The organism is Nitrospirota bacterium (assembly GCA_016207885.1).
Lineage (GTDB): Bacteria > Nitrospirota > Thermodesulfovibrionia > UBA6902 > UBA6902 > JACQZG01.
Map to the genome: position 1 here is coordinate 265,075 of JACQZE010000003.1, position 11,999 is coordinate 277,073.

9 protein-coding genes are annotated in these 11,999 nt (G+C 45.3%); 2 read left to right on the plus strand and 7 right to left on the minus strand.

The window, feature by feature from the left end:
* Nucleotides 1–89: 89 nt before the first annotated feature.
* The 6 genes from mqnC to htpX form a co-directional block, all read right to left on the minus strand.
* The gene (gene mqnC, locus HY807_01360) at nucleotides 90–1,163 is read right to left on the minus strand and encodes a dehypoxanthine futalosine cyclase (protein ID MBI4825058.1); all 1,074 of its coding nucleotides are present in this window, start codon (nucleotides 1,161–1,163) and stop codon (nucleotides 90–92) included.
* On the minus strand, nucleotides 1,164–2,192 hold the full coding sequence (locus HY807_01365) for a hypothetical protein (protein ID MBI4825059.1): 1,029 nt from the start codon (nucleotides 2,190–2,192) through the stop codon (nucleotides 1,164–1,166).
* A gap of 59 nt (nucleotides 2,193–2,251) precedes the next feature.
* On the minus strand, nucleotides 2,252–3,235 hold the full coding sequence (locus HY807_01370) for a restriction endonuclease (protein ID MBI4825060.1): 984 nt from the start codon (nucleotides 3,233–3,235) through the stop codon (nucleotides 2,252–2,254).
* Complete coding sequence (locus tag HY807_01375) at nucleotides 3,208–4,617, minus strand: site-specific DNA-methyltransferase (protein ID MBI4825061.1); 1,410 nt, start codon at nucleotides 4,615–4,617, stop codon at nucleotides 3,208–3,210. The genes HY807_01370 and HY807_01375 overlap by 28 nt, the downstream gene beginning before the upstream one ends.
* Before the next feature lie 363 nt (nucleotides 4,618–4,980).
* The gene (gene mqnE, locus HY807_01380) at nucleotides 4,981–6,099 is read right to left on the minus strand and encodes an aminofutalosine synthase MqnE (protein ID MBI4825062.1); all 1,119 of its coding nucleotides are present in this window, start codon (nucleotides 6,097–6,099) and stop codon (nucleotides 4,981–4,983) included.
* Complete coding sequence (gene htpX / locus HY807_01385; protein MBI4825063.1) at nucleotides 6,089–6,931, minus strand: zinc metalloprotease HtpX; 843 nt, start codon at nucleotides 6,929–6,931, stop codon at nucleotides 6,089–6,091. Before htpX ends, mqnE begins: the two co-directional genes overlap by 11 nt.
* 120 nt (nucleotides 6,932–7,051) lie before the next feature.
* On the opposite strand from htpX, the gene HY807_01390 reads away from it, so the two are divergent.
* Nucleotides 7,052–8,740, plus strand: coding sequence for an arginine--tRNA ligase (locus tag HY807_01390; GenBank protein ID MBI4825064.1), 1,689 nt, complete (start codon nucleotides 7,052–7,054; stop codon nucleotides 8,738–8,740).
* A gap of 11 nt (nucleotides 8,741–8,751) precedes the next feature.
* Nucleotides 8,752–9,924 (plus strand): tRNA guanosine(34) transglycosylase Tgt, encoded by a 1,173-nt coding sequence (gene tgt / locus HY807_01395; protein ID MBI4825065.1) that lies wholly within the window; start codon nucleotides 8,752–8,754, stop codon nucleotides 9,922–9,924.
* On the opposite strand, the gene HY807_01400 is transcribed toward tgt, so the two are convergent.
* Nucleotides 9,921–11,927 carry a sulfatase-like hydrolase/transferase gene (locus HY807_01400; GenBank protein MBI4825066.1) on the minus strand — a complete coding sequence of 669 codons (2,007 nt, stop codon included), beginning with the start codon at nucleotides 11,925–11,927 and terminating at the stop codon, nucleotides 9,921–9,923. The genes tgt and HY807_01400 overlap by 4 nt on opposite strands.
* Nucleotides 11,928–11,999 lie beyond the last annotated feature (72 nt).

The window sequence follows — 11,999 nt, forward strand, 5'->3', positions numbered from 1 at the left end:
CCTTCCTGAGAAGTGACAATTATGCCATTCTTTAAAGTTTAAATCAAGGCAGGTATTAAGGCAGGTATTAAGGCGCTAAGAGGGGAGATTCAGAGGTTTCTGTTTATTATATGATAGTACATATCTCGCTGCGCAGGCATGAAGCCGGCATCCCTGATGGCTTTAAGGATATCATCGATCGTGACATTGAATTTCACCCCGGTTGAAGCAACGACATTCTCTTCAAGCATGGTTGAGCCGAAGTCATTTGCGCCGAACCTCAGAGATACCTGCGCCATCTTTATCCCCTGTGTGACCCACGAGGCCTGAATGTTCGGGACATTATCGAGATAGACCCTTGAAAGAGAAAGCACCCGAAGATAGTCAACCCCGGTGGCGGGATGGTACCTGGCTTTAGCTGACCGCTGACCGCTGACTGCTGACTGCTGATTTAACTCTGTATTCCCCGGCTGAAAGCTCCATGGTATGAATGCCGTAAATCCGTTCGTCTTATCCTGAAGCCTTCGCACCGCATCAAGGTGTTCAATGATATCTTCAGGCTCTTCAACACTGCCGAACATCATGGTTGCGGTCGTCTTCATTCCAAGCTTATGAGCCTCTTCCATGACCTTCAGCCACTGTTTAGAGCCTATCTTATTCGGGCTTATCTGCTCCCTTATTCTGTCCGATAGAATCTCTGCGCCTCCGCCGGGAATTGAATCAAGCCCAGCTTCTATCAATGAGACAATCGCCTCTTTTAATGTAATGCCAGCCTTGTCTGCCATGTAAAAGATCTCTGGCGGAGAAAAGCCGTGCACATGGATATCAAACTTTTTCTTGATCGACCTCAAAAGTTCAATGTAATAATTTATATCAAGATCAGGATGCAGCCCGCCCTGGATAAGTATCTGCGTGCCTCCGCATTCTATCGTTTCTCTTATCTTATTAAAGAGCCTTCTTCCTGAAAGGATATACGCGTCAGGAGAGTCCTTCTCCCTGTAAAAGGCGCAGAACCTGCACTTGTTTATGCAGACATTGGTGTAATTGATATTGCGGTCAATGATAAATGTGACATCGCCTTCAGGATGAAGCTTCTTCCTCAAATTGTCAGCCATCTGGCCAAGGCCGAGAAGGTCAGCGGACTTCAGAAGGGTTAAGGCTTCTTTTTTGTTTATTCTGTTCATTTAACTACTGAAAAACTTCGCCATTGATCGCCGGGCGTTATCAATGCTCTGAAGCCTTTTGACCTCACTCAGCTTTATATTAAGCTTTCCAGTATAAGGTTCAAACAGCCTGACGATCTCTTCTTTCCTCACTAAAATTTCTATCGGTATAACCGACTCATTTTCAATATAGGATAGGAACCTTTCAATGAAATCTTTTTTATATTTATCAAGCGGGGAAAGATATACATCATAGACAAATCCCGTATCATGGTCGGCAAGCATGATCGCATAAGGAAGGTATGGACGGCCTTCCTCCTTTATTGGCGTCGGGGCATAGAAAGAATCAATTTCCCATACCGCCGACACTTGTTTAATCGAATTTTTTATCCGTTGAATCCAAAGTTCGTCAACCGGATAAGATGAATAGTCTATTTTTTTGAGAGCTAAAGGCTCCCTCCATTCATCCTTCCAAATAACGTTATCGTCCTTTATTTCAGAAACTCTGACTAAGTGAAGATTCTTTTTCGTGTCATGCAATAATTTATTATTTTCTTTCAGGCGCAGGCAGACATCTTTTGCCTGCTGTAAGGCTAAAGTCATATACGATGCTTCATCTCTGTTTAAGAACCACGGGTAAAAGCCGGGTTGATAGCTCTTAAAGACAGGCCAGGCGTTTTTGCCTCTAAATATATATCCAAGTTTACCAATAAGCTCTAAGTCTTTTTTTTCCACAAGTCTTTTGTTTTCAAATATAACAATCAGGCAGTCTTGAATAAACATGGCATCAGGTTCGCCGGGATCAACCTGATTTTTCAGAATCTTCTTATATACATTTAATCCTTCCGTGCCTTGATACACAGCCATTGCCAGACCCTCGCCCAATTCCCCCATAATGCAACAATATCCGATCTCTCCCGTCATAGGGTTCTGTACACCAAATATGCTGGTCTCTTTAACCCATTCCCAAGGGGCAAGCTTTCTAAACTCAACGGCAGCCTCATAAAGCGCCCTCCACTCCTCCATTGTCGGTTTTGATTCTTCCATCATGATAAATCTCCAACTTTCCTTATGGTTATCTTTATATCACCAGCTATTTAAGAATTACCCTACAAACTACACAACCACCCGCACAGAGAAGCAACCTGATCAGCGTTCGTCAAATTGGCGGCATTGCTCAATGTGCCTTTCTTTAATTGGTCCCAGATTTCATCTGCCATGCTGTTTTCAATAGCAGCCCCGACAAAAAACAAATCCGGTGTAAAACCCTTTTTAGAAAAAGCTTTCTGTATACGTGTGAGCGATGTCCTTGCTGTTTTCCAGTGTTCATCTGCGCCTGCCGGATCAATACCCCCTTTAAGCTCCCCAAGCGCAATATAGAGAGAAGGATTTTTAAAAGCAGCAGATAGTTCCTCTGGAGCACAATTAAGAAGGCACAAGTCTACATTCTTTTTTACAAGCGGAAGCGTCCGATTATAGATCATTGTACGGGTTCTGCCTTTGTTAGACCAACTAAGTCCTTTTAGATACAATTCTATATCTGCGTCTTCTTCTTTTCCATACAGCCATTCTTTACTATCGGAGTGAAGCCATTGATATGGAATTTTTGCAATGGCAAGGTTAGAAAGAATTGCACGGGTCAGTTTGCGCTCTGCTATGACCCCGCCTACGTTGCGCATTGAGCCTCCCAAAGTATCACCCCTTGTCAGGAGAAACCTGAAAATCAATTCTTCAACGAAGGCAAGTCCTGACGGCTCAAGATATTTTGCTATCAATTCCTGAATTGCTTCTATCTTGTCTTCAGGCAACAGATAATTCATCGCCTTGTCAGATACACCTGAAGCAGTCAATAATGCGGGCTGAATGCTTTCGATATTAAGAAGGTCGGCTGGAGTGTTAGCTTGAGAAGCTGTTGCTTTCAATGAACGGGCTTGTTCAATAAATGGCGTTGCTCTGCGGTTCTTCTCAAGCGCCAGCGCAACAAACCCGGCTCTGGTTTCTTCATAGGTGGTTACGAGGTCTGCTTTGCCCGATAAATGCTTGCGGTAATGTTTGTCTGTCGGCACTATGCTTTTCTCCAAACATAAACACACTTTCTTAATGCTGTCCTACCATGCTTGCCCATTTGCTGACTGCTGTTTCCTTTTCCATTTGGAAGCACAAGGATGTTTTCTATTTTAAAACCTAATTTTTCAGCGATACTTGAAAGTATTAAATCTACCGAAATACTTGCGCCTGCATAACGCACATTATCATTGACCATAAACAATAATGCATTCTGTTTCAGTATACGCTTACACTCTGATATGATACAGGCCATTTCATAGAAATACCCACGCACCATTCTGGGAATGCCGTTGTTGTTCAACCGCCCTTGTGCCTTTTCATCTTCAAGATATTTTAAAATAGCCTGCAACAGTTCCTGACTTTCCGCAGCTTCTATTGCATTTGTCCACTTCGGATTAATTTGCAGTAAGTCTTTGGCCCGGTTTTCAACTGTGCAACTCAGCATCTCCTGTCTAAGCTTTAGTAGCTCTTTTTCTCCGACGTTGAGTAGTGCCAGTTCAAGCGCATAAGTCCTGGTGTAGTCATAACGATTACAGTAAGGCGGAGATGTCATAACAACGTTGTATGACCTGTTCGGCAAAGTTGGCATTATGTCGAGGCAGGAACCGTTGAGAAGGCGGATATCTCCTTGTAAAAATTTTGACGGAAAAAGCTCACTGTCACCATTTGTACTTTGCAAATCATGACAGATATCATTTAACTTGTCGCAGATCGCTTTGTCGAAATTGACGATTGCACCTTTATTGAAAGGTATTGCTCCTTGTCGACGTCCTGCGCGGTAATCCCAACGAAGATATTGCCCGTCTTTACGAGTAAAACTGATTGACTCCAATACACAGAGAAGTGCAAATTGCAGAACTGACCGGACCCGGTCATTCTCTTGCTGACAGACTCCGATATATCGCTCAATAGCGTCAAGGGTTTCTTTGGGATAAGCGCCGTCTGTGATACGTAAGCTGGAGAGAGTTTTTCTTTCCTTTGTTTTATGCCAAGGGCGATCCGTAATCCAGCGGTTGAGTGAAGTAACATCTTTTTTTGTAAATTCTCTCTCTAAACATTTTCTGGCAGAGATTATCTGTTGACCGCTGGGAAGAAGCTCAATGCCATCTGCATCAAGGCCACATGCACTTGCTGCAAATAACGTTGTCCCGCTCCCGGCAAATGGGTCAAGCACCTTACCGGAAGTAATTCCATATTTTGATAATAAATATTCGACAAGAGATGCTGAAAAAGCTTCTTTATATTTATACCAGCGATAAGAAGGTCTTGGTTTGTTGGCCTGAAAACTTACAAGCTGACGTGTCAATGACGGTTGTAATTTAACTCTGTTATGAAAATGCAGCAAGAGCTTATTATCAAGTTCTTCTATTCCGGTCAAAGAAGTTTGTTGTTCTATAGAAATATCCATTTGATTCTCATGATCAACATCAGCTAATACGCTATTATCTAAAGAATCAATTGATGTTCTCTGAAGCGGGAAAAGTGCATTATCTGTGATAGGTGAAGATGAAAGCTTCATAAAAACAAGTGCCTCATATATAGATTACCATGATGATACACAATTGTGTTATCAGTCAAAATTGCCGGTAAGCACCTTCTCAGACTCTTTAATATGTCTGGGCGGCATCTTTGGATCGTCTTTTATGGTATATAATTATAGCAGATAAAACTAATTCAAAAATGGTCTTAAAAACGATGCTGTTTTATAACAGTTTGATGTAAAAACTGTCAATTTAACTTATTAACCTGAAGCGATGGAAGTCCGGTTCTCTTAACTCCTGACTTCTTTATAAAACGAATCCCTCTCTACCGGAATCTTTCCGGCTTTCCCGATCAGGTTCACTAACTGAGAGCGCGTCAGCGCGTTTGCTGAGAGTGCGCCTGCTGAGCGCGTGATCTTCTCTTCTATGATAGTGCCGTCAAGGTCATCCGCTCCGAACATGAGTGCAAGCTGCGCGATCTTCTCTCCAAGCATTACCCAGTAGGCTTTTATGTGCGTGAAGTTGTCAAGAAAGAGCCTTGAGATGGCGATGGTCTTAAGGTCGTCAATGCCTGATGTATAACTTGCGCCTTCGATCCTTGTGTTCAGCGGATGAAATGCCAGAGGAATGAACGCCTGAAAACCGCCTGTCCTATCCTGGAGTTCGCGGAGCTTCAGCATGTGTTCAACTCTATGCTTGTATGTTTCAAGATGCCCGTAGAGCATGGTGGCATTGGTTTTGATCCCGGCATTGTGCGCCTCCTCCATGATCTTAAGCCATCTCCTGCCCGGGATCTTCTCAGGGCATATCTTGCTCCTCACCCGTGCATCAAATATCTCAGCACCGCCGCCCGGCATCGAATCAAGGCCTGCATTTCTTAATTCGCCCAATGTATCAGCGAGGGATAATCCGCTTATCTTTGCAAAATAATCTATCTCAACAGCTGTGAACGCCTTGATGTGAATATGCGGCAGCGACTTTTTGATCGCTCTCAGCATCTCTAAATAGAAATCAAATTGCCAGTCAGGATGAAGCCCGCCGACAATGTGAACTTCGCTAAAAAATCCCCCCATCCCCCCTTTAGCAAAGGGGGGTGAGGGGGGATTTTTAAATTTTGAGTTTTGAGTTTTGAGCTTCTTAATAATCTCCTTGATGCTCAGTTCATACGCGCCCTTATCGCCTTTTGAACGGCTGAAGGCGCAGAACTTGCAGCGGTTGACGCAGATGTTGGTCGGGTTTATATGGCGGTTCCGGATAAAGTATGCGTTCTTGCCGTTCTTCTCTTCAGCAATAAGATTCGCGAGCCTGCCGATAGTGAAGATGTCATCGCTTTGGAAAAGTGAAAGGGCATCGTCTGTGCTTAAACGATGCCCTGAGAGTATCTTTTGTTCGATCTTTTTAATTCCCACGGCCCATGCTTTCCAGTCTTGCCACCCTCTCTTCCATCGGAGGATGGGTGCTGAAGAGGTTTGCGAATCCCCGTGCTGAAAGAGGATTTACTATAAACATATGAGCTGTTGCAGGCGTAGCATTCATTGGTATCTGCTTTGAAGCCATCTGAAGCTTTTTAAGCGCGCTTGCAAGATGTCTCGGGTTTCCGGCTATCCTTGCGCCTCCTGCGTCAGCAGCATACTCCCTTGAGCGCGATATCGCCATCTGTATGAGCATCGCCGCTATCGGCGCGACTATCATCATGACAATTGCTACTATAGGATTGCCACCTTCGTCATCATCTCTGCCTCCGAATATCATGGCCCACTGCGCCATGTGCGCGAGATAGCTGATAGCTCCGGCAACTGTTGCTGCGACCGTGGCTATCAGGATGTCCCTGTTCTTTACATGCGCGAGCTCATGTGCTAAAACACCCTCAAGCTCTTCCCTGCTGAGTATCTGCATTATGCCTGTTGTTACGGCAACTGCCGCATGCTCCGGGTTCCTTCCCGTTGCAAAGGCGTTTGGCTGAGGCTGCTCGATGATATAGACCTTCGGCATCGGAAGCTGTGCCCTCTGCGCAAGGTTTCTTACGATGGAATAAAGCTCCGGCGCATCTGACTGGGTCACCTCTTTAGCCTTGTACATCTTTAAAACTATCTTGTCGCTGAACCAGTATGTAAAGACATTCATTACAAAGGCGATTATGAGCGCCATCGTCATCCCGGACTTGCCGCCCATAGCCCCTCCTGCGAATATAAGCAGTAATGTTAAGCCCGTCATCAGGACAGCTGTTTTAAGTATATTCATTGACGTTTCCTCCTTGATCTCAAGTCTATTATTATTTTACTTAATGAAGATGCGGTAAAGCAACGAGAAGGGTGAGGCTTAATTGACTTACTTAAATCTTATCTTTAAACTTAATAACTTATGAAGAAGGAAGCCATAGAAGCAGTTAAAAACGCTATCGGAGAGCTGAAGGACACATGGGGCTTGGATAATATCCCTGCCATTGATGTTGAGATACCAAGGGACGAGTCGCATGGAGATGTCGCTACAACCGTCGCCATGAGCCTTGCGAGGCCGTTAAGAAGATCTCCAAAAATGATTGCCGAAGAGATAGTGAAAAAGATAATGGAGCAGCCCGGCCCGTTCCAAAAGGTCGAGACAGCTGGCTCCGGCTTCATCAACTTCACATACCATAATGAGTATTACCATGAAAAACTCAAAAAGCTTCTTAAGGAAGGGCATGACTTCTTCAGAACAGACATCGGCCAGGGAAAGAAGGTTCAGGTCGAGTTTGTAAGCGCAAACCCCACAGGCCCTCTTCATATAGGCCACGGAAGGGGCGCGGCAGTCGGCAACGCCCTGTGCAATCTCCTTCAATCCGCGGGTTATGAAGTTGAGAGGGAGTTCTATGTCAATGACGCCGGAATGCAGGTAAAGCTTCTCGGACTTTCGGTCTACACAGCCTACCAGCAGATGTTAGGCAATGACATGCCATTCCCTGAAAACGGTTATAAAGGCGATTATGTCAAAGACATATCCGTGGAGATAAAGGAGAAGGAAGGTGATAAGTATCACAATATTCCTTTTGAAGAGTGCGGGGATGTATTCACAGGCTTCGCATATAAGAAGATGCTTGCTGATCTCTCGCATGACCTCGGTGAATTCGGAATAGGCTTCGACAGGTGGCAAAGTGAAAAAGAGCTATATGACAAAGGGGCTGTTAAGGATGCGTTAGAGCACCTGAAGAAGAACGGCCTCGCGTATGAAAAAGACGGAGCCCTATGGTTCAGGTCGACCGACTTCGGAGATGACAAAGACAGGGTAGTTGTGAAGAATGACGGTGAGTTCACATACTTCGCCTCAGACATCGCATACCATAAAGAAAAACTCGACAGGGGATTTGATACCATCATCGATATATGGGGCGCTGACCATCACGGATATATCCCGAGGATAAGGGCGGTGCTCAAGGCGTTCGGGCTGCCTGATGAAAAATTCAGGGTCATACTTGTGCAGATAGTCTCTCTCCTAAGAGAAGGCCAGCCTGTCCAGATGTCAAAGAGGTCAGGTGAATTTATCACACTGCGCGAGGTCATGGATGAGGTAGGCTCTGATATCGCAAAGTTCATATTCCTCACAAGACGGTCAGACAGCCATCTTGATTTTGACATCGAGGTCGCAAAAAGAGAGTCATCTGAAAACCCGGTCTTTTATGTACAGTATGCCTTTGCCAGGATATCAAGCATATTCAGGCAGGTAAAAGAGAGAAATATCCATGCCTGCCTGCCGGTAGGCATGGGGTTCAGCAGCTCAACGCTTTCTGAAATAGACTTTTCAATACTTAAAGAAGACGATGAAATATCTCTTATAAAGAAACTTCTTTATTACGAGATAATATTTGAAGGAGCGGTATCGACATATGAGCCGCACAGGATCACATTCTATCTTCAGGAACTTGCCAGGCACTTCCACTCATACTACAACAAGCACCGGGTGATATCTGATGATAATGACCTGACAGTTGCAAGATTGTATCTCTGCAGATCAGTACAGATCGTGCTTGAAGAGGGGCTGAATATTCTCGGGGTAAAGGCGCCGGAAAGGATGTGAGAAATAACAAGATACTTGAATTTCAATTAACCAAAACCGACGGCAGCGCCCGTCTCGGGCAGATACATACCGCGCGGGGAGTGATAAACACGCCCGCATTCATACCTGTCGGCACTCTCGCAACCGTGAAATCAATGAGCGTCGAGGAGCTGAAAGAGATCGGCGCTGAGATAATACTTTCCAATACATACCATCTTTATTTGAGGCCGGGGCATGATGTGATAAAAAATCTCGGCGGGCTGCATAAGTTCATGAACTGGGACCGCCCCATGCTCACAGACAGCGGCGGGTTTCAGGTCTTCAGCCTTTCGCCGCTGAGAAAGATAACTGAAGAAGGCGTGGAGTTCAGGTCGCACCTTGACGGCTCAACGCATTTTTTGACGCCTGAACTTGCTATGGAGATACAGGGTGCGCTTGGGTCTGATATTGCGATGGCGTTTGATGAGTGCACGCCTTATCCGGCGACAAGGGAGTATGCTTTGAAGTCACTGCAATTAACAACTAAGTGGGCGAGGCGGTGTCTTGAAGAAAAGAATAAAAACTACCCCCCCATCCCCCCCTTGGTAAGTGGGGGCGAAGGGGGGGTAGTTAATTCTCAGGCATTGTTTGCTATTGTTCAGGGAGGGGTATTTAAAGACCTAAGAAAGCAGAGTGCTGAAGAATTAATTAATATGAATTTTGACGGTTATGCTCTCGGCGGGCTCAGTGTCGGAGAGCCGAAAGATATGATGTATGAGATGATCAATTACACAACACCTCTGCTGCCTGAAGACAAGACAAGATACCTGATGGGAATAGGCGACCTTAATGACGTGCTTGAAGCAGTTTCATCCGGCATTGATATCTTTGACTGCGTCATGCCGACAAGGAACGCAAGGAACGGCACTCTCTTTTCAAGTCAGGGAAGAATAAGCATAAAGCGCGAGGAATTCAAAGAGGATTCAAGCCCTCTTGACCCTGAATGCAGCTGCTATACCTGCCGGAATTATTCAAAGGCATACCTGAGGCATTTATATATGAGCCGTGAAATCCTCTCAATGAGATTGAATACATACCACAACCTCCACTTCTATCTTGAGTTCTTCAGGAAGATGCGAAATGCAATTGCAAATGGAGGGTTTGAGAATTTCAGGAAAGAGCAGAAAGAGATACTGAAAGACAATTTCAGCGAAGGGCCGCTTTAATAAGGCCCTGATATCCTTTCGTTGGCAGCAGCCAGGTTGTCCTTGATCAGCTTAAGCAGCCTTCTGCCTGTATCAGGCGCTTCATCAAATATATTCTTTTCTTCGTCAGGGTCTGCAGCAAGGTCGAACAGAAGAGACCTGCCGTCCTCAAGATAGTGCACGAGCTTGTATTGCCGGTCCCATACTGCGACAGTGCCTTTAGTGATAGGATTGCCGAGCGACCTGTTATTTAGAAACTGCATTGAAAAGACCGGCCTCTCTTCGGCCGCATCTCCTTCAAGCAGCGGAACAAGCGATCTCCCCTCCATCCATTCAGGGATTGATATTCCGGCAAGCTGAAGTATGGTTGGAGCGATGTCTGTCTGTTCAACAGGCATATCTATTCTCCTTCCGTATCCGGCATCGGAGAGTTTGATCACCATCGGTATGTGAACAAGCGGTTCATACAGGTGTGTCCCGCCGTGGCCGAGATGTCCATGCTCAAAACTCTCCCCGTGGTCCGCGGTAAAGATAATGATCGTATTTGACATATCAACTGCATCTGAAAGGCGCGACAAGAAGGCTTTAAAACGATCATCGGCATACATAATGAACTCATCATACCTTCTCCTCAGCAGGTCTATTTCAGGCTGGTTGTTGAGGTTGTAGTCTGTATGGAAGGTCAGGCCATCAGACTGTTTTTTCAGCGTATTGAACCTGTCGCCCTCTCCTAACAGCCCCTTGTACTCCCCGGAAGGCAGATAAGGATTATGAGGGGCATCAAGGTGCAGCCATGAAAAGAACGGGCGTTTATCCGCAGCCTGCCGCTCTGATATATACTCAAGAAAACGGCTGTAGACGATATCAGGAGGAAATGATGTCTCGGTCTCCCTGTCAAAGTGATCAGCCCCCTTGCCCTTCCCGGCCGTTATGAACTCGGAGAACCCGATAAGGCTCTCCTCTATATCTATCTCGATATCAACAAAGGAGTAGTCCTTCATAAACCTGCTTACTATAGGCCTTCTGCCTATAAAGCCCATTATCCTGTTTACTCCCCAGACATCAGCGTAAGGAGAAAGGACAAGGGTCCTTGGATCATCCTTTACCTTATAGCTGTCTGATACTCCAAGGATATCAGGGTGGGCATATACGGTCTGAACAAAGGCTGAGGTATCATACCCGCTCTCTTTTAAAAGCGCGGGGAAATTCCTGAGATGGTTTTTCGGAGGAAAATTATATGCGTAGTACCATACACCATGGGTCCATACCCGCTGGCCGGTATGTATGCTCATCGTCGCCTGTGTGGTCAGGTTCGATGCAGAATAAGCCCTGTTGAATACAACGGCGTTCTTTGCCCATTCTGAAATGAACGGCGTTGTCGGGCGTTCATACCCGTAAAGCTGCATATCTTCCGCCGTAAAAGAATCCCATGTAATTAAAATAATATTGGGCTTCTTCTCATCGACAGAAATATTGCCGCTCATGGCAGCCTCAGCAGGCGGTTTCTTCTGAAGCAGGCTGTAGGCAGATAAAGGCACGGCAGCGGCTAATAAAAAAAGAAAGAGCCAGGCCAGCAGTGAAATGCCGTTATTAAGGCCTGAAAGAAGCCTGCCTGCGTATTTGCGTGCCAGCCATACAACAACTCCTGCCGCCAGCCCCCCGGATATAAGAAAGACCATTCTCATTGATATGTCATCAGGGCGCGCATGATTAAAAAAGGTCTTTTCAATAACAACGACAAGGAAGATCGCCCATAATATTACATGCTCAACGCAGACAGACTTGAATGTTTTCAAAAGCGCTTTATATAGGCAGAGTATCAATGACCAGAATACCATCGCCAGAAACATCCCTATAGCCGTCCATAAAATAAAGGCTAATGATAATTCAGGAAGCAGGTCTGTAAACCGCATGAAGTAGGAGTAGAGGGAACCCCAACTGTTGGCTGCCCTCAAAACAAAATCAATGGATGAGAGAACAAAGATTATACGTATTACAAATAAAAAAGCTTGATTGATTGCCATCTTCCCGTTTATAGTTATATGTGCCTTAGCATGAATATTTTAAGATCAATTTTAACATAACGGAACTATTAC

Coding starts and splice junctions, on each gene's coding strand:
- mqnC (MBI4825058.1), bottom strand. CDS start 1,163: ATGAACAGAATAAACAAAAAAGAAGCCTTAACCCTTCTGAAGTCCGCT.
- HY807_01365 (MBI4825059.1), bottom strand. CDS start 2,192: ATGATGGAAGAATCAAAACCGACAATGGAGGAGTGGAGGGCGCTTTAT.
- HY807_01375 (MBI4825061.1), bottom strand. CDS start 4,617: ATGGATATTTCTATAGAACAACAAACTTCTTTGACCGGAATAGAAGAA.
- htpX (MBI4825063.1), bottom strand. CDS start 6,931: ATGAATATACTTAAAACAGCTGTCCTGATGACGGGCTTAACATTACTG.
- HY807_01390 (MBI4825064.1), top strand. CDS start 7,052: ATGAAGAAGGAAGCCATAGAAGCAGTTAAAAACGCTATCGGAGAGCTG.
- HY807_01400 (MBI4825066.1), bottom strand. CDS start 11,927: ATGGCAATCAATCAAGCTTTTTTATTTGTAATACGTATAATCTTTGTT.